This is a genomic window from Lysobacter sp. K5869, from assembly GCF_018847975.1.
In the GTDB taxonomy this organism is placed as follows: Bacteria; Pseudomonadota; Gammaproteobacteria; order Xanthomonadales; family Xanthomonadaceae; genus Lysobacter.
The window spans coordinates 37,817-56,205 of sequence record NZ_CP072597.1 but is presented as its reverse complement, the minus strand read 5'-3'; the positions used below and the strand labels follow the sequence as shown (position 1 = coordinate 56,205).

Below are 18,389 nucleotides of genomic sequence, written 5' to 3'. Positions count from 1 at the left end.
CCGCCATGACTTCGCCGCAGCCGACTTCCAAGCGCCGGCTGACGGCGATGCAGTTGCTGCCGGCGCTGGAGTCCGGCGGCGTCGAGCGTTCCACCCTGGAAGTCGCCGACGCGCTGGTGCGCGCCGGCCACCGCGCGATCGTGGTCTCCGCCGGCGGCCGCATGGTGCCGCGGCTGCTGCAGCTCGGCGCCGAGCACATCGAACTGCCGATCGGGCGCAAATCGCCCTCGACCCTGTTGCACGCGTTCAAGCTGCGCCGGTGGATGACCGAGCTCGGCGTGGACGTGCTGCATCTGCGCTCGCGCCTGCCGGCTTGGGTCGGCTTGCTGGCCTGGCGCGGCCTGCCCGAAAACGCGCGGCCGGCGCTGGTGACCACGGTGCACGGGCTCAATTCGCCGTCGCGCTACAGCCAGGTGATGACCCGCGGCGAGCGGGTGATCTGCGTGTCCGACACGGTGCGCGACTACGTGCTCCAACACTATCCCGACACCGATCCGGCCAAGCTGCGGGTGGTGCCGCGCGGCATCGACCCGGCCGCGTTCCCGCGCGCTCCGTGGCCCGATCGCGAAGCGCGCGCCTGGGCCGCGGCGCAGCATCCGCAACTCGCCGGCGACGGCCCGCTGCTGTTGTTGCCCGGCCGCGGCACGCGCTTGAAGGGTCACGCCGACGGCCTGCAATTGCTCGCCGATCTGCGCGCCGACGGCATCGACGCGCGGCTGTGGCTGCCCGGCGCGCGCGAACCCGGGCGCGAGGACTACATCGAAGAAATGCAGCAGTTCGCGCACACCCTGGGCATCGCCGACGCGGTCGCGTTCGCCGCGCCGACCGACGCGATCGCGCGCGCCTACGCCGCCAGCGATCTGGTGCTGCAGCTCTCGCGCAAGCCCGAGGCGTTCGGCCGCACCGTGGTCGAGGCGCTGTCGTGCGGACGCCCGGTCGCGGGTTGGAACCACGGCGGCGTCGGCGAATTGCTGGCGCGCCTGCAACCGCGCGGCGCGGTCGCGCCGTTCGACCCGCAGGCGCTCAAGGCCAGCGCTTGCGAATTGCTAACGCACGCGCCCGCGCCAGTGGATACGATGGCGTTTTCCTTGCGGGCCATGCAGGAGGCCACGCTTGCCGTCTACGCCGAACTCGCCGATGCCTGAGCCGGGCGCGCCGTCGCCGGCCGCCGCCGTTTCGCCGGCGGGCCCGCTCGCGGCGGGAGAGCACCCGGCCGGTTCGTCGCAGACGCCGCCGCAGGACATCGCCGGTTGGCGCTGGGCGCCGGTGTGGGTGCTGGCCTATGTCGCGCTGCTGTTCGCGCCGGGCTTCGCCGAAGGCGTGCTGAGCCTGGGCGCGCTGACCATGCTGGTGAAGCTCGCGCTCGGCCGCGTGCGCACCGGCCCGCGCTTGCTCAGCGACGCGGCCTGGGCGCTGACCAGCGCGCTGTTCGCCGCGTATTGGCTGCCCGAACTGATTTCCGCCATCGACGCGGTCGACCCCGCGCGCGCCTTGCGCGAGGCCGCGGTCGATCTGCGCTATCTGCCGTTCCTGTGGCTGGTCGCCGCGGCGGTGGCGTCCGAGCGCGGCCGCCGCATCACCTTCGGCGGGCTCGCGCTGATCCTGGCGGTGTGGATCGCCGACGCGTTGCTGCAAGCGCTGCTCGGCGGCGCCGAGAGCCCGCTGTTCCGCGCCATCGACGCGGCCAAGCATTCGATCAGCGGCCACGGCATGTGCAGCGCGACCGAACTGGCGATGGCCGACCGCTTGGGCGGCGTGCTCGGCCCGTGCAACCTCAAGCTCGGGCAAGTGATCGCCAGCTTCTCGCCGTTCCTGCTTTACGCCGCCGGCCGCCGCTTCGGCCTCGCCGGCTGGCTCGTCGCGACCGCGCTGACCGGCGTGGTCGTGGTGCTGGCCGGTTCGCGCGCGTCGTGGATCACCTTCGCCCTGGTGCTGCTGCTCAGCGGCTGGCGCCTGCTGGGGTGGAAGAAGCTGCTGGCGCTGTTCGCCTGCGGCCTGATCGCGTTGGTCGTGCTCGACCGCGCTTCGCCGCAAGTGCACGAGCGGCTGGTGCGCACCGCGCACATCGTCACCACCGACGTGTCCGGCATCGACGAGGCCTTGTCCGGGCGCGCGCGGATCTGGCGCGCGGCTGGCTGCATGATCGCCGAGCATCCGCTCAACGGCGTCGGCGCGCGCGGCTTCCGCGAAGCCTTCCCGGCCTGCGATCCGATGCCCGGCGTCGACACCTCGTGGGGCGTCGGTCCGGCTTTGCACGCGCATCAGCTGATCCTGGAAGTGCTCAGCGAAACCGGCGCGTTCGGCCTGTTGATGTGGCTGGCCGGCGCCGCGCTGGCGTGGCGCGCCTGGACCTTCGCCGATGCGCAGGCGCGCGAACGCGCGCGCCCCGCGATGGTCGCGCTGGCGGTGACGGTGTTCCCGCTCAACACCCACCTCGCGTTCTATTCGACGTTCTGGGGCGGGCTGACGTTGCTGCTGGCGGCGTTGTATGCGGGGAGTTTGCTGGCGCAGCCGCGTAGCGAGTAAGCGGCTGGCTGGGTAGGAGCGGCGTGAGCCGCGATCCACCGAAGCGACGTAATACCAACGCACCTACCGAAGCCGGCGCCGCCCGAGCGCTCATGCTGTTGTATCGCAGCGCTCGCGGTATGCGGGCTTCGGGCGGCTACGCTTACGTGCGTCGCTTCGGTTGGTCGCGGCTCACGCCGCTCCTACCCCGAGCCCTCGCGGCTTACGGCGATTTTTTGTACGGCGAGGTCATGCCTTCCGGCCGCCGCTTGAAGCGCCGGTGGATCCACAAGTATTGGCTCGGCGCCTGCCGCACCATCGCCTCGATCTGGGCGTTGACCCGCGCGCTGTCGGCGGTGGCGTCGCTGGACGGGAACTCCGCTAACGGCGCGCCGACGCGCAGGATGTAGTCGGCGCCTTCGCGGCGATGGAAGAACGGCACCACCGCGCAGCCGGCCAGGCGCGCGAACTGGTGGGTCGCGGTGATCGTCGCCGCCGGCACGCCGAAGAACGGCGCGAACACGGTGTCCTTGCCGCGCATGTCCTGGTCCGGCGCGTACCACAGGAAGCCGCCCTGCTTGAGGTGGCGCATCGCCGGGCGGATTTCCTCGTTGGTGAACATGGCCGCGGCGTAGCGCAGGCGGCCGCGCTTGACCGCCCATTCCATCACCGGGTTGCGGTGCTTGCGGTACATGCCGGCCAGCGGCAGGCGGTCGCACATCAGCCGGCCGCACATTTCCAGGGTCATGAAGTGGCCGGAGACCATCAGCACGCCGCGGCCGGCCGCGCGCACGTCGTCGAGCAGCTCCAGCCCCTCGATCCGCACCGTGCGCCGCATCGGCGCGACGCCGCCCCACCAGGCGCGGGCGAATTCGAAGAAACCGATGCCGAGGTCGCGGAAGCTCTCGCGCAGCAGCGCCTCGCGTTCGGCCTCGCTTTTCTCGGGGAAGCACAGCGCGAGATTGATCCGCGCCGCGCGCCGGCGGGTGCCGGCCACGCGCAGCGCGAACGCGCCGATCAGCGCGCCGAGCCCGCGCTGCAGCGCCCAGGGCAGGCGCGCGCCGGCGCACATGGCGGCCAGCGCCAGCCACATCGGCCACAGCCGCGGTTCGAGCAGGGAAGGACGGGGGGGCAGGGCGGGTTCGGCCATGGCGGTAGTTTATTCGCTACGGGCAGGAATGCCCGTGGCGGAGGGACTTGCCCGGCGAAACGCGGAGCGGGTGGGGGCGGTGCGGGCTGGGCACTCGGCGATGCTGCGGTCAGCTGTGCGGCTGCAACTGCAGCCACAGCCTCTGCTTACATGGCCTGCGTCGCTCACCGCGCCGCCACATCGCTCGCTTCAGCTGAGCCGCTCACGGCCGCGTGCCCGCACCGCGGACGTTACGCTCCTCAATCCCGTCATTCCGGCGGAAGCCGGAATCCATTTTGCGTTTCGCTTCGCGCTTCAGCGCGTGGGAAACAGCAGCAACATCAAAATGGATTCCGGCTTTCGCCGGAATGACGGGGGTAGGGGAGCGGCGGAGTGAGGGGAATGGTGGAGTGAGGGGGGCGGGGGAATGAGGAGACGGGCTAACTTCCGCGAACCGCCGGTGTCGCCAGCGCATCTCCGCCTTCGTGAACGACGCCTACGCCCCGAATCCCGCCGCAGCCTTTATCCTTGGCGGCATGCGGAAGGATTTGATCGAGCGCCTGTTGCGCGGCCTGTATTCGGTCGCCCTGTACCTGTTGGCTCCGGTCACGGTCTATCACCTGATTTGGCGCGGGTTCCGCCAGCCCGCGTATTTCCGCGGCTGGCTGGAGCGCTACGCGGTCTACCGCGGCCCGGCCCAGACCCGCACGCTGTGGCTGCACGCGGTCTCCGTCGGCGAGGTCAACGCGGCGATTCCGCTGGTGAACGCGCTGCGCCGCGGCCGCCCGGACCTGCGCTTGTTGGTGACCACCATCACTCCGACCGGCTCGGACCGCGCGCGCGCGGCCTGGGGCGATTCGGTCGAGCACGTGTACCTGCCCTACGACTTGCCCGGCGCGGTCGGCCGTTTCCTCAAGCATCACCAGCCGTGCGCGGCGCTGATCATGGAAACCGAGCTGTGGCCGAACCTGCTGTTCGGCTGCCGCGACCGCGGCATTCCCGCCTACATCCTCAACGCGCGGCTGTCGGAGCGTTCGCTGCGCGGCTACCGGGTGCTGGCGCCGCTGGTCAGCCGCGCGCTGCGCACGGTGCGCGCGGTGGCCGCGCAATCGCGCGCCGACGGCGAGCGTTTCGTAGAGCTCGGCGCCGATCCGAGCCAGGTGGTGGAAACCGGCAATCTGAAGTTCGACGTCAGCGTGCCCGATTCGCTGGAGGACTTCGCCCAGGAATGCCATCGCCATACCGGCGAGCGTCCGGTGTGGATCGCCGCGAGCACGCACGAGGACGAGGAAGCGGTGACCGTGGCGATGCACCGGCGCCTGCGCGAGCGGTTTCCCGGCTTGCTGCTGCTGTGGGCGCCGCGCCATCCCGAACGCTTCCGCATCGTCGCCGAGAACGCGCGCAGCGCCGGCTGGCAGGTGTCGACGCGCTCGCGCGCGCGCTGGCCGCAGCCGGGCGACGACGTGTTCGTGATCGACACGCTCGGCGAATTGATGAGCTTCTACGCCTGCGCCGATGTGGCCTTCGTCGGCGGCAGCCTGCAACCGATCGGCGGGCACAATCTGCTCGAGCCGGCCGCGACCGGCACCGCCATCGTCACCGGCCCGCACCTGCACAACTTCGTCGAGATCGCTCAGCGCTTGGACGATGCCGGCGCGCTGCGCATCGGCCAGGACGCCGAGCAAGTCGAAGCCGCGGTCGAGCGCTTGCTGACCGATCCGGCCGAACGCGCGCAAATGGTCGCCGCCGGCCGCGCGCTGGTGGAAACCGGCCGCGGCGCGCTGGTGCGCACGATGGCCTTGCTGCAGCCGGCGTTGCCGCCGTCGGCGCGTTGAGCCGGGCCGGATTCAGCGCTTGAGCGCGCAGGTGGTTTCGGCGCGGGTCAGATAGGTCGCCTTGTCGTTGACCAGGATCGCGCCATACAACTCCGTGGACGCCGGATCGACCGGTTTGCCGCCGAAGGAGCGGCAGCGGTTGGCCGCGGCCCAGCGCGCGGCATCCATCGATTGCTGCGCATGTTCGGCCGCGGCCGTCTCGCTGATCGTGTAGTGCGCCAGCGCCGAGGTCTGCGATCGGGCGCGATCGGCGGCGACGGTCAGCGCCGCGGCGCCGGCCAGGAACAGCAAGGTTTTTTGCAGCGACATGGGAACCTCCGTAAGGTCTTGGAAGCGATCGGGATCGGCGCGGCTTACCAGGGACCTCGCTTCAGCAGGCACACGGCCTCGCCGCGCGCCAGATGCATCGTGGCTCCGTTGATCTGGAAGGCGCCTTCCGCGCGCGCTTCCACCGAGTCGACCAAGCCGCCGAGCAGTTCGCATTTGTTCTGGGCGCTCCACGACGCGCCTTCGGAGGCTTCCGCCTGGCTGGTGTCGGCCACGGTGACGGTGATTTTCGCGCTGAGCAGATCGTTGGCGGAAGCGGGGATCGCGATCAGACAGACCGCGAGAGCGAGATGGCGCATAAGGGTTCGTGCCGGCATGGAAGGCTCCTTGATTCGGGAGAGGCGCGGCGATGCGGTGCGCATCGCGGGCCGAATCAAGCTAGCAACCGCGTCGAGGCGGCGAACGCGGGCGAGGCCCGCGCCGGCTCGGGATTTTCGGATTGCGATCACGGCGAGCGCCGAATCAGACGAGTCTTAGAGCGCGGGCCGCAGTCGCCCGCGCGCCGTGTCGGCGGCGGCAAAAAAAACGCCGGACGATGCCGGCGTTTCGTTCGAAGGGCGCTTCGCGCGCCTCAGCGCATCGCCGGCGGCGGCGCCAGATTGGTCGCGGCGTCGGCGCTGAGCAGGCGGTTCACGTCCTGCACGTCGGCGATGTCGAGCGAGCCGGCGGCCTGTTCGAGCAACAGGCGGTTGAGCAGGAAGTTGTACTTGGACTGGGCGTAGGACTGCTGCGCCTGCAGCAGGGTACGCTGGTTGTTCAGCACGTCCAGCACGGTGCGGGTGCCGACTTCCAGGCCGACCTGCGAGGCGTCGTACGCGGCCTGCGCGGAGACCACGGCGAGGCGGCGCGCTTCGACTTCGCTGATGCCGGCGACCAGGTTCTGGTACGCGCTGCGGGTGCTGCGCACCAACTGGCGGCGCTGGAATTCGTACTGGTCCTGGGCCGCGTCGCGGCGGGCCAGGGCCTGGCGCACGCCGGACTGCACCGCGCCGCCGGAATACAGCGGGATCGACAGGGTGATGCCGAAGGTCGGGCCGCGGGTGGTGCTGGCCGGCGTCTCGAAGGTGCGGCCGAGCAGGTCGCGGTCGCTCCAGCCGGTGTTGTCGCTGTATCCGCCGTTCAAGGCGAGCGTCGGCCAGTGGCCGGCGCGTGCGGTTTCCACCGCGAGGTCGGCCGATTCGACCTGCAGCTTCTGCGCGTGCAGCGAGGGATTGGAGTTGACCGCGTTGTCGACCCAGGCGTCGACCTGCTGGCTTTCCGGCAGATTCGGCTTGAAGTCGGCCGGCAGCGCCTTGAGCGTGGTCACCGGCTGGCCGGTGATCTGGCTCAGCGCCTGATAGTTATCTTCCACCGTGTTGCGCGCGATGATCGTCTGCGCGCGCGCGTTGTCGTACTGGGCGCGCGCTTCGTGCACGTCGGTGATCGGCGCCAGGCCGACTTCCAAGCGCTTGGTGGTGTAGTCGAACTGCTTCTGCAGCGCGGTTTCCGAAGCCACCGTCGCGGCCAGGTTCTCCAGCGCGACCAGCACGTTGAAGTAGGCCTGCGAGGTGCGCACGATCAGGTCCTGGCCGGCCGACTCGAAGGTGTAGTCGGAGGCTTCGCTGAGCTTGGTCTGGCTTTGCAGGCCCTTGATCAGCGAGCGGTTGTAGATCACCTGGCTGGCGTTGAGGCCGTAGCTGCGGGTGCTGCTCTCGTTGCTGATCTTGGTGCCGAGAGGAATCGGCTGACCGTTGGGGCCGTTCGGATCGTTCGGATCGTCGTTGCCGCTGCCGCCGGCGTACTTGCTGTCGGTGCGGGTGCGGCTGAAGCGGGCCTCGCCGGTCAGCGACGGCAACAGCCGCGCGCGCGCCTGGACGCGGTCTTCCTTGGTCGCCAGCCGGGTGGATTCGGCCTGGGCGAGCGTCGGGTCGCTCTGGCGGGCCTGCTCGTAGGTCTGCAGCAGGTCTTCGGCGGACGCGGCGGCCGGCAACAGGCCTAGAGCGAGGGCGAGAACGAGCGGTCGGCGAATCGTGCGGCGGGCCATGCGGCTTCCTTGGACTTGCATGTTTTGATGGGTCCGCATGCTGGCACGCGGGCTCTTACGCGGGGCTGACGTACAACTGACAGGACGGTCAGAACTCGAAGGCGGGCGCAGGCGCGCCGCCTTGCAGATAAGCCAAATCGGTTTCGAACAACGACTGGATGCGCGAAGCGTTGACTTCGTTGCGCTCGCCGCCGCCGACCAACACCGCTTCCATCGCCGGCGAACGGCCGCGCACCACGAACAGGCGGCCGCCGGGCTGCAGCCACTGCAGCCACTGCGCCGGGATCTGCGACACCGCGCCGGTCACGCAGATGGCGTTGAAACGGCGGTCGGTGCTGTAGTTGAACGCGTCGGCGTCGATCACCTGGGCGTTGAGGATGGTCTGCGCGGCCAGCCGCTCGCGCGCGCTCGCGGCGAGGTCGGCGTGGATTTCCAGGCTCACCACTTCGCGCGCCAGACGGCCCAGGCAGGCGGTCAGGTAGCCGCTGCCGGTGCCGATTTCCAGCACGTCGTCGGTGGGGTCCACCGCCAGCGACTGCAGGGTGCGGCCTTCCATCACCGGCTTCATCATGAATTCGCCGTGGCCCAGCGGCAGGGCCAGATCGGTGTAGGCGAGGTTCTTGTGCGCGTCGGCGACGAAGGCCTCGCGCGGCAGGGCCGCGAGCACGTCGAGCACGCGCGGGTCGAGCACGTCCCAGGGCCGAACTTGCTGTTCGACCATCAGTTCACGGGCTTTGGCGTAATCGATCGTAGTCATGTGGGGTCTGCGGAATTCGTGCGCGGGAACTGCGAATTCTACCGGGACCGCGCGTCCCGGCGGGGAAAAAGAATTAACCAGGCCGGTGACCGGGCTTAGTGCCGAAAGTCACCAGAACTCCTGGCAGGGCGAGCACTTACGCCGATCCGCGGGGCGCGCCAGACCCGGCACAGTCAGCGCTCGCGCCGCGCATAAGCGCGCAGGAACATGTCCACCGAAGCCTCCAGATGCGCGCGGATTTCGGCCTTGGCGGGCAGCGGATAGCCCAGCATCAGCAAGGCGTACGGCTCGCCCTTGAGCACGGCGAAGAACTGGCGCGCGGCGGTGTCGGCGTCGTCCAGATCCAACTCGCCGGCTTCGGCCCGGCGCCGCAGCAGGCCGGCGAATTCTTCGTGCAAACGATGCGGACCCACGTCCCAAAACAGCCGGGTCAGCGGCGATTGCGCCAGTTGCGGCGTGCACAGCAGGCGGTGGATGCGGATCGCCTCCGGCGCGGCGGCCATCTCGTAGAAGGCCGCGGCGATCGCCGACAGGCGCTCGCGCAGCGGCGTGCCGGGCTCCGCGGCGAACAGCTGCGGCGGCAGGTGCTGCTCGCAATGGGCGCGCACGGCGGCCGCGAACAGCGTCTCCTTATCGCCGAAATGGCTGTAGACGGTGAGCTTGGAGACGCCGGCCTCGGCGGCGATCTGATCCATGCTGACGCCGTCGTAGCCCTGGATCAGGAACAGCCGCTTGGCCGCCTCGAGGATGGCGTTGCGCTTGCTCAGATCCTTCGGCCGGCCGGGCCCGGCCGGCTTGTGCGCGGCGGGCGGCGATTCGGCCGGCTTCTGACCGGCGGCGTCGGATTGGCTGGTGGAGCGGGGTGAGACCATGATTGAATACTGGACTATCGGGTTTGATATTTATACAGTACTGACAAGTACATTAATTCGCCCAGAGGCCGTCCGCAATGCGTAGCCGGATTTTTCCTGCTTCCTTCACAGATCGGACCGCGAGGCCCCGACCCGTCATCGACGGTCCGGCCGCGCCCGCATGGTGGCTGGCGGCGGCCCTGGGGCTGGCCCTGACCGCGTGCGGCGGCGCCAAGCCTACCGCCGAAGCGGCCCGGCCGGTGCTGGTGGCCAAGCCCAGCGGCGCGGTGACCGCAGTGTCGGCCTACGCCGGCGAGGTCCGCGCCCGCGAGGAAAGCCCGCTGTCGTTCCGGGTCGGCGGCAAGCTGGTCGAACGCAAGATCGATGTCGGCGCCCATGTGAGCGCCGGCCAAGTGCTGGCGGTGCTCGACCCGGGCGATCTGGACGCGCAGACCCGCGCCGCCCAGGCCCAGCTCAACGCCGCCGAGGCCGAGTACGCCCGCGCCCGCGCCGATCAGGTCCGCTTCGACCAACTGGCCAAGGATCAGCTCATCAGCCGCTCGGCCAAGGACGCCCAGGACGCCCAGGCCAAGGCCGCGCAAGGCCAGCTCAATTCGGCCCGGGCCAATTGGGAAGTCGCGCGCAATCAATCGGCCTACACCCAGTTGCGCGCGCCCGCCGCCGGCGTGATCGCCTCGCGCAGCGCCGAGGCCGGGCAGGTGGTCGCCGCCGGCCAGCAGGTGTTCGCGCTGGCCGCCGACGGCGTGCGCGAAGTCGCCTTCGCCGTGCCCGAGGGCGCCATCGCCGCGTTCAAGCCGGGCCAGCCGGTGCAGGTGGAACTGTGGTCGATCCCGGGCAAGCGCTGGCCGGGCCGCGTGCGCGAAGTCGCGCCGGCGGCCGATCCGGCCTCGCGCACCTACGCCGCGCGGGTCACCGTCGACGCGCCGGCCGGAACGCTCGAACTCGGCCAGAGCGCGCGCATCTACCAAGCCGACCCCGGCGCCTCGGGCCTGAGCGTGCCGCTGGCCGCGGTCCAGCAGACCGCGCAGGGCACCGCGGTGTTCGTCGCCGATCCGCGCGCCGGCACGGTCAAGCTCAAGTCCATCGCCACCGGCGCTTACGGCCCCGAACGGGTGCCGGTGCGTTCGGGCCTGGGCGCGGACGAATGGGTGGTGGTGGCCGGCGGCCATCTGCTGCGCGACGGACAGAAAGTGCTGCCGGTGGATCGCGAGAACCACCCGGTCGAGCGCTGAGCGCACGCGCGGCCGCCGCGCCGCGCTTCCGCCCGGACCCGCGCGCGCGGCCGCGAATCGCGCCGCCGCGTTCGCTCCGGGACCGCAACCCAACACCGCGCTAAGACCGCGATAAAAGTACGAGCGAGTCGAACCCATGCGTTTCAATCTCTCCGAATGGGCGCTGCGCCACCGCAGCCTGATCGTCTACGCGATGCTGGTGCTGGCCCTGGCCGGCGCCCTGTCCTATCTGCGCCTGGGGCGCAGCGAGGACCCGGCCTTCACCTTCAAGGTGATGGTGGTGCGCACGATGTGGCCGGGCGCGACTGCCGAACAGGTGTCGCGCCAAGTCACCGAGCGGATCGAGAAGAAGCTCATGGAGACCGGGCAGTACGAGTTCATCCGCTCGTACTCGCGTCCCGGCGAGTCGCAGGTGATCTTCGCCGCCAAGGACTCGATGCGCTCCAAGGACATCCAGCCCCTGTGGTATCAGGTGCGCAAGAAGATCGGCGACATCCGTCCGACCCTGCCCGACGACATCGTCGGCCCGTTCTTCAACGACGAATTCGGCGACACCTTCGGCAACATCTACGCGCTGACCGGCAAGGGCTTCGACTACGCCGTGCTCAAGGACTACGCCGACCGCGTGCAGCTCGCGCTGCAGAGCCAGCCGGACGTGGGCAAGATCGAACTGTTCGGCGTGCAGGACGAAAAAATCTGGGTCGAGCTGTCGAACGTGAAGCTCGCCACCCTCGGCGTTCCCGCGCAAGCGGTGCAGGACGCGCTGAACCAGCAGAACGCGCTGGTGCCGGCGGGCTTCTTCGAGACGCCGTCGAGCCGCGTGCCGATCCGCGTCGGCGGCCAGTTCACCTCGGTCGAGCAGATCCGCAATTTCCCGATCCGCGTCGGCGACCGCACCTTCCGCCTCGGCGACGTCGCCGAAGTGCGCCGCGGCTTCGCCGACCCGCCGCAGCCGCGCATGCGCTTCATGGGCGAGGACGCGATCGGCATCGGCGTGTCGATGAAGGAAGGCGGCGACATCCTCAAGCTCGGCAAAACGCTCGAGGCCGAATTCGCGCGCCTGCAGCAGACCCTGCCGGCCGGCATGCAGTTGCGCAAGGTCGCCGATCAGCCCGCCGCGGTCGAGGAATCGGTCGGCGAATTCATCCGCGTGTTGGCCGAGGCGGTCGCGATCGTGCTGCTGGTGAGCTTCTTCTCGCTCGGCCTGCGCACCGGCTTGGTCGTGGCGCTGTCGATCCCCTTGGTGCTGGCGATGACCTTCGCGGTCATGGATTTCTTCGGCGTCGGCCTGCACAAGATTTCGCTCGGCGCGCTGGTGCTGGCGCTGGGCTTGCTCGTCGACGACGCGATCATCGCGGTCGAGATGATGGCGATCAAAATGGAGCAGGGCTACAGCCGCTTGCGCGCGGCCGCGTTCGCCTGGGACAGCACCGCGTTCCCGATGCTGACCGGCACCCTGATCACCGCCGCCGGCTTCCTGCCCATCGCCACCGCGGCCTCGAGCACCGGCGAATACACCCGCTCGCTGTTCGAGGTGGTGACCATCGCGCTGTGCGTGTCGTGGATAGCCGCGGTCGCCTTCATTCCCTTCCTCGGCGACAAGCTGCTGCCCGATTACGGCCACGCCGCCGCGCCGCCCAAGCCCGGCTCGCTGGCCGCGCGCTGGCAAGGCGCGCGCGAAGGTATGGCCCGGCGCGTGCCGGCACTGGCCGAGGTGATCGCGCCCAAGCCGGCGATCGACGGCCACGCCCACGATCCGTACGAATCCAAGTTCTACGTGCGCTTCCGCGGCTGGGTGCTGTGGTGCGTGCGCCGGCGCTGGCTGGTGATCGCGGTGACCATCGCCGCTTTCGTCGGCTCGATCTTCCTGTTCCGCTTCGTGCCGCAGCAGTTCTTCCCCGACTCGGTGCGGCCGGAGCTGATGATCGACATGGAGCTGGCCGAGGGCGCCTCGCTGCGCCAGACCGCCGAACAGGCCGCGCGCCTGGAGGCGATGCTCAAGCAGCGCAAGGACGTGGCGAACTACGTCGCTTACGTCGGCACCGGCTCGCCGCGCTTCTACCTGCCGCTGGATCAACAGCTGCCGGCGGCGAATTTCGCCCAGTTCGTGTTGATGCCGAAGGACCTGAAGGCGCGCGAGACGCTGCGCACCTGGATCATCCAGGACGTGGCGCCGCGTTTCCCCGAGCTGCAACTGCGCGTGACCCGTCTGGAAAACGGCCCGCCGGTCGGCTATCCGGTGCAGTTCCGCGTGTCCGGCGAGCACATCGATCAGGTGCGCAAGCTCGCCTATCAGGCGCGCGAGAAGATCCGCGAGAATCCGCACGTGGCCAACGTCAATCTCGACTGGGACGAGCCAAGCAAGGTGGTGCGCCTGCAAGTCGATCAGGAACGCGCGCGCGCCCTGGGCGTGAGCTCGGCGCAGTTGTCGCAGTTCCTGTCCAGCTCGCTGTCGGGCTCGCACATCAGCACCTATCGCGAGAGCAACCGCCTGATCGAAATGCTGCTGCGCGGCCCGGGCGAGGAGCGCATCCAGCTCGACATGCTCGGCAATCTGATGGTGCCGACCAGCAACGGCCGCAGCGTGCCGCTGACCCAGATCGCCACGCTCGAATACGGTTTCGAGGAAGGCATCATCTGGCACCGCGACCGCCGCCCGACCATGACCGTGCGCGCCGACATCTACGACGGCACCCAGCCGGCGACGGTGATGGCGCAGATCTCGCCGACCCTGGACGGAATGCGCGCGAAGCTGCCGTACGGCTATTCCATCGATGTCGGCGGCAGCGTCGAGGACTCCGCGCGCGGGCAGAAGTCGATCAACGCCGGCATGCCGCTGTTCCTGTTCGTGGTGTTCACCCTGTTGATGCTGCAGCTGCGCAGCTTCTCGCGCGCCTTCATGGTGCTGCTGACCGCGCCGCTGGGCCTGATCGGCGTGACCTTGTTCCTGCTGGTGTTCCGGGTGCCGTTCGGCTTCGTGGCGATGCTGGGCACCATCGCGCTGGCGGGCATGATCATGCGCAACTCGGTGATCCTGGTCGATCAGATCGAACAGGACCGCGCCGAGGGCCACGAACCGTGGAAGGCCATCGTCGACGCGACGGTGCGGCGTTTCCGCCCGATCGTGCTGACCGCGCTGGCGGCGATCCTGGCGATGATTCCGCTTTCGCGCAGCGCCTTCTTCGGGCCGATGGCGGTGGCGATCATGGGCGGGCTGATGGTGGCGACGCTGCTGACCTTGCTGTTCCTGCCGGCGTTGTACGCGGCTTGGTTCAAGGTGAAGGTGCCGCAGGAGACGTGATCGGCCGGCCGCTTCGTTGCGGCGGCGTTTCCTTCGGTTCCTTCATCCCCTCACCTCGTCATTCCGGCATCCCCCTCACCCCGTCATTCCGGCGAAAGCCGGAATCCATTTTGATTTTCGCGAAGATGCGGTCGCGGCTCGGGCAAGCGCGAAAGCAAAGTCAAAATGGATTCCGGCTTTCGCCGGAATGACGGCGTAGGAGGATGACGAGGTAGGGTAGGGATGACGCGATGGAAGTTGCGTAGCAGCCGTCGCAGGCGTCAGGCGTGCTCCACGCTGAAAGCGAGCGTCGCCTCGATCGCCCGCTTCCACCCCGCATACAACTTCTCGCGCTCGGCCTCCAGCATCTTCGGCTCGAAGCTGCGCTCCACCTGCCACTGCTGCGCGATCTGCTCGCGGCTGTCCCAGAAGCCCACCGCCAAACCCGCCAAATAGGCCGCGCCCAGCGCCGTGGTCTCGTTGATGCGCGGCCGCTCCAGCGCGACGTTGAGGATGTCGGCCTGGAACTGCGCGGTGAAATCGTTGGCGATGGCGCCGCCGTCGGCGCGCAGCGAGGTCAGTTCGATGCCGGCGTCGGCCTGCATCGCGCTGAGCACGTCGCGGGTCTGGTAGGCCAGCGATTCGAGCACGGCGCGGATGAAATGTTCCTTGCTGGTGCCGCGGGTCAAGCCGAACATCGCGCCGCGCACGTCGCTGCGCCAATACGGCGCGCCCAGGCCGACGAAGGCGGGGACGAAATAAACGCCGTCGGTGGAGCGCGCGCGTTCGGCGTAGGCCTGCGAATCGCTGGCCTTGCCGAGCATGCGCAAACCGTCGCGCAGCCATTGCACCGCCGAGCCGGCGACGAAGATGCTGCCTTCCAGCGCGTACTCGACCTTGCCGTCGACGCCCCACGCGATGGTGGTCAGCAAGCCGTTGTCCGAACGCACCGCCTTCTCGCCGGTGTTCATGAGCATGAAACAACCGGTGCCGTAGGTGTTTTTCGCCATGCCGGCCTCGAAGCAGGCTTGGCCGAATAGCGCCGCTTGTTGATCGCCGGCGACGCCGCAGATCGGTACCGAGTTGCTGAAGAAATGCCGCGCGCCGGTGTGGGCGTAGACCTCGCTGCTGGAGCGCACTTCCGGTAGCATCGAGGCCGGTACGCCGAGCATCTCCAGCAACTCCGGGCACCACTCGCGCTTATGGATGTCGTACATCAGCGTGCGCGAGGCGTTGCTGTAGTCGGTGACGTGGGCGTGATTCTCCGACAGGTTCCAGATCAGCCACGTATCGATGGTGCCGAACAGCAGATCGCCGCGCTCGGCCTTGGCCCGCGCGCCCTCGACGTTGTCGAGGATCCACTTGACCTTGGTCCCGGAAAAGTACGCGTCGATCAGCAGCCCGGTGCGCTCGCGCACCAGTTCCTCATAGCCCTCGGCCTTGAGCTGCTCGCAGATCTGCGCGGTCTGCCGCGACTGCCAGACGATGGCGTTGTGCACCGCCTGCCCGGTGTGGCGATCCCACACCACCGTGGTCTCGCGCTGATTGGTGATGCCGATCCCGGCGATCTGCGCGGCGCTGACCTGGGCCTTGGTCATCACCTCGATGGCGGTGGTCTGCACGCTGGCGAGAATCTCGCGCGGATCGTGCTCGACCCAACCCGGCCGCGGAAAGATCTGCTCGAACTCGCGCTGCGCCACCCCGACGATGCTGCCGTCGCGGTCGAACAGCATGGCGCGCGAGCTGGTGGTGCCTTGGTCGATGGCGAGGATGTAGCGCTGGGTCATGGTGGGCCGCCGGGTTGGGAGTTAGCGGGTAGAAGATAGAAGATAGAAGATAGGAAGAGCGTAGAGACGAGGAAGGGGGAGGTGCGCGCTTTGGCTATCTCCTACCTCCTATCCGCTATCTCCTAGCCATAAACCGCCTGGAACGCGAACGCGCCCAACAGCGCGCCAACGATCGGTGCGACCACCGGTACCCACGCATAGCCCCAATCCGACCCGCCCTTGCCGGCGATCGGCAGCAGGGCGTGGGCCAGGCGCGGGCCGAGGTCGCGCGCGGGGTTGATCGCGTAGCCGGTGGGGCCGCCGAGCGACATGCCGATCACCACCACGAGCAGGCCGACGCCGAGCGGGCCCATGCCGGGGGCGAGGGTGTTGGCGCCGATGGCGAGCGCGCCGAAGGTCAGAGCGAAGGTGCCGATGACTTCGGTCAGCACATTGGCCCTGGTGTCGCGGATCGCGGGCGAGGTACAGAAGATCGCGCGCTTGAGTTCGGGATCGTCGCTGACCCGCCAGTGCGCCAAGTACGTCAGCCACACCAAGGTCGCGCCGAGGAACGCGCCGGCGACCTGGGCGAGGACGAAGCCGGGCACGACCGACCACGACAGCTTGCCGATGGACGCCAGCGCGACCGTCAGCGCGGGATTCATGACCGCGCCGCTGGTCGGGCCGGCGATATAGATGCCGATCAGCACCGCCAAACCCCAGGCCGCGGTGATCACGCCCCAGCCGGCGCCTTGCGCTTTCGATTTGTTGAGCAGGGCGCCGGCGACCACGCCGTTGCCGAGCAGGATCAGCATCGCGGTGGCGATGAACTCGCTGAGGTATTGCGACATCGGTGTGGCCATTGCGGTGGATCTCCTGGTGTCGCGGGGTACGTCAGCGGGGTGGGTGTCCGACTGTAGGAGCGACGCGAGCCGCGACCGCGACCGCGCGCTTACGACGCAAGCGTGATGTCGCGGTCGCGACTCGCGTCGCTCCTACAGGGCGCGATCGAGAGATTCCGGCGATCATGCGGCGGTGCGTTGCGTTACGTAACGTTGCAACGCTTCCCGCCCGGCCGCATCGAAACGCAGGCCCAGCTTGGACCGCCGCCACAGGATGTCCTCGGCCGTGCGCGCCCATTCGAAGTCGATCAGATAATCGACTTCGGTCTGGAACAAGTCCGCGCCGAAGCGCTGGCCCAGGTCTTCCAGGCGCGAACAGCTTTCGACCACGCGCAGCGCGCGGCTGCCGTAATTGCGGCACAGGCGATAGGCGAGCCCATCCGGCAGCCACGGGCGGCGCAGGCTGAAATCCTCGAAAAACGCCTCGAAATCGGCGTTCGGCAGGTCGCCGCCGGGCAGTTTCGAGGCGCCGGTCCAGGCCGCGCGGCGGTTGCCGAGCAACGGCGCCAAGGTGTCGCAGGCTTCCTCGGCGAGCTTGCGCGCGGTGGTGATCTTGCCGCCGAACACGCTCAACAGCGGTGCGCCCTCGCGGTTGAGGTCGAGCACGTAGTCGCGGGTGATTTCCGAAGCCTTGTCGCTGTCGTCGTCGAGCAACGGACGCACGCCGCTGTAGGTCCACACCACGTCCTCGGCCAGCACCGGGCGCTGGAAGTAGCGCGAGGCGGCGGCGCACAGGTAGTCGATTTCCTCGCCGGAGATGCGCGGCGCCGACGGGTCGTCGCGGTAATCGACGTCGGTGGTGCCGACCAGGGTGTAGTCGTGTTCGTAGGGGATCGCGAACACGATGCGCCGGTCGGGCTGTTGGAAAATGTAGGCGTGGTCGTGCTCGAACAGGCGCGGCACGACGATGTGGCTGCCCTTGATCAGGCGCAGGCTGCGCTTGTGTTCGACGTGCGCGACTTGGTCGAGAAAGCTCGCCGCCCACGGCCCCGTCGCATTGACCAGGGCGCGCGCGCGGACCTGGCGGATCGCGCCGTCGGCGCCGCGCAGCTGCGCGTCCCAATGCTGCGCGCCGCGGTTCGCCGACAGGCAGGCGGTGCGCACCATCACGTCCGCGCCGCGTTCGGACGCGTCCATCGCGTTGAGCACCGACAGCCGCGCGTCCTGCACCCAGGCGTCGGAATAGACGAAGCCGCGGCTGAATTCCTCGCGCAGCGCGCGGCCGGCGATGTGCTTGCGCAGGTTGACCGAGCGCGAGCCCGGCAGCTCGCGGCTGCGGCGTCCGCCGAGGCGGTCGTAGAGGAACAGGCCGATGCGGATCATCCACGCCGGGCGCAGATGCGGCTGGTGCGGCAGCACGAAGCGCAGCGGCCAGATGATGTGCGGGGCCATGTGCAGCAAGCGCTTGCGCTCGGCCAAAGCCTTGCCGACCAGGGCGAACTCGAACTGTTCGAGATAGCGCAGGCCGCCGTGGATGAGCTTGGTGCTGGCGCTGGAGGTGTGCGAGGCGATGTCGTCGCGCTCGCACAGGATCACGGACAAACCGCGTCCGGCCGCGTCGCGCGCGATCGCCGCGCCGTTGATGCCGCCGCCGACGATGAGCAGGTCGGCCGTGGGTACTTCTGCTTCGGTCATGCGGCTTCGGTCATGCAGCGTGGGTCGTGCGGCTTGGGGCGGGCGGTCCCGCGCCGGGCCGCGCGGCGCCGGCGCAGGGTGCGCCGGGATGATGGCATAGCGCGGTCCGGCGATTGTTGCTTGGGT

Annotated in this window: 14 protein-coding genes; 5 read left to right on the top strand and 9 right to left on the bottom strand. The window is 69.1% G+C overall.

All coding sequences use genetic code 11. The features are described 5' to 3' along the window. Positions 1 to 5: 5 nt before the first annotated feature. Positions 6 to 1,145 (top strand): glycosyltransferase family 4 protein, encoded by a 1,140-nt coding sequence (locus J5226_RS00210; protein WP_215837859.1) that lies wholly within the window; start codon positions 6 to 8, stop codon positions 1,143 to 1,145. Beyond that, entirely contained in the window at positions 1,138 to 2,526 is a 1,389-nt protein-coding gene (locus J5226_RS00205; RefSeq protein ID WP_215837858.1) for an O-antigen ligase family protein, read from the top strand. Before J5226_RS00210 ends, J5226_RS00205 begins: the two co-directional genes overlap by 8 nt. A 202-nt stretch (positions 2,527 to 2,728) precedes the next feature. Here J5226_RS00205 and lpxL read toward each other — a convergent pair whose 3' ends face one another. Continuing rightward, complete coding sequence (gene lpxL, locus J5226_RS00200; RefSeq protein ID WP_215837857.1) at positions 2,729 to 3,655, bottom strand: LpxL/LpxP family Kdo(2)-lipid IV(A) lauroyl/palmitoleoyl acyltransferase; 927 nt, start codon at positions 3,653 to 3,655, stop codon at positions 2,729 to 2,731. A gap of 515 nt (positions 3,656 to 4,170) precedes the next feature. Here lpxL and waaA point away from each other — a divergent pair. Beyond that, positions 4,171 to 5,469 carry a lipid IV(A) 3-deoxy-D-manno-octulosonic acid transferase gene (waaA, locus tag J5226_RS00195; protein ID WP_215837856.1) on the top strand — a complete coding sequence of 433 codons (1,299 nt, stop codon included), beginning with the start codon at positions 4,171 to 4,173 and terminating at the stop codon, positions 5,467 to 5,469. Between the two features lie 12 nt (positions 5,470 to 5,481). On the opposite strand, the gene J5226_RS00190 is transcribed toward waaA, so the two are convergent. The 5 genes from J5226_RS00190 to J5226_RS00170 all read right to left on the bottom strand — a co-directional run bounded on the left by J5226_RS00190 (position 5,482) and on the right by J5226_RS00170 (position 9,448). Then, a complete protein-coding gene (locus J5226_RS00190; protein WP_215837855.1) occupies positions 5,482 to 5,778 on the bottom strand; it encodes a hypothetical protein in 297 nt (98 codons plus the stop codon). A gap of 44 nt (positions 5,779 to 5,822) precedes the next feature. Continuing rightward, on the bottom strand, positions 5,823 to 6,113 hold the full coding sequence (locus J5226_RS00185; protein ID WP_215837854.1) for a hypothetical protein: 291 nt from the start codon (positions 6,111 to 6,113) through the stop codon (positions 5,823 to 5,825). A 254-nt stretch (positions 6,114 to 6,367) separates the two neighbouring features. Then, positions 6,368 to 7,819, bottom strand: a complete 1,452-nt coding sequence (locus J5226_RS00180) for a TolC family outer membrane protein (protein WP_255322943.1) — start codon at positions 7,817 to 7,819, stop codon at positions 6,368 to 6,370. Positions 7,820 to 7,907: 88 nt separating this feature from the next. Then, the gene (locus tag J5226_RS00175; RefSeq protein ID WP_215837852.1) at positions 7,908 to 8,576 is read right to left on the bottom strand and encodes a protein-L-isoaspartate O-methyltransferase; all 669 of its coding nucleotides are present in this window, start codon (positions 8,574 to 8,576) and stop codon (positions 7,908 to 7,910) included. 173 nt (positions 8,577 to 8,749) lie between these two features. Then, positions 8,750 to 9,448 (bottom strand): TetR/AcrR family transcriptional regulator, encoded by a 699-nt coding sequence (locus J5226_RS00170; RefSeq protein ID WP_215837851.1) that lies wholly within the window; start codon positions 9,446 to 9,448, stop codon positions 8,750 to 8,752. 245 nt (positions 9,449 to 9,693) lie between these two features. Here J5226_RS00170 and J5226_RS00165 point away from each other — a divergent pair, with 245 nt between their 5' ends. Both J5226_RS00165 and J5226_RS00160 read left to right on the top strand, forming a co-directional pair. Further along, positions 9,694 to 10,680: an efflux RND transporter periplasmic adaptor subunit gene (locus tag J5226_RS00165; protein WP_255322940.1), complete on the top strand. Its 987-nt coding sequence runs from the start codon at positions 9,694 to 9,696 to the stop codon at positions 10,678 to 10,680. Between the two features lie 136 nt (positions 10,681 to 10,816). After that, positions 10,817 to 13,981, top strand: a complete 3,165-nt coding sequence (locus J5226_RS00160; protein WP_215837849.1) for an efflux RND transporter permease subunit — start codon at positions 10,817 to 10,819, stop codon at positions 13,979 to 13,981. A 260-nt stretch (positions 13,982 to 14,241) separates the two neighbouring features. Here the strand turns inward: J5226_RS00160 and glpK are convergent, their stop codons facing one another. The 3 genes from glpK to glpD all read right to left on the bottom strand — a co-directional run bounded on the left by glpK (position 14,242) and on the right by glpD (position 18,263). Continuing rightward, positions 14,242 to 15,747 carry a glycerol kinase GlpK gene (glpK, locus tag J5226_RS00155; protein ID WP_215837848.1) on the bottom strand — a complete coding sequence of 502 codons (1,506 nt, stop codon included), beginning with the start codon at positions 15,745 to 15,747 and terminating at the stop codon, positions 14,242 to 14,244. Between the two features lie 122 nt (positions 15,748 to 15,869). Next, entirely contained in the window at positions 15,870 to 16,589 is a 720-nt protein-coding gene (locus J5226_RS00150; protein ID WP_215837847.1) for an MIP/aquaporin family protein, read from the bottom strand. Positions 16,590 to 16,751: 162 nt separating this feature from the next. Then, complete coding sequence (gene glpD / locus J5226_RS00145) at positions 16,752 to 18,263, bottom strand: glycerol-3-phosphate dehydrogenase (protein WP_215837846.1); 1,512 nt, start codon at positions 18,261 to 18,263, stop codon at positions 16,752 to 16,754. Positions 18,264 to 18,389: the final 126 nt, after the last annotated feature.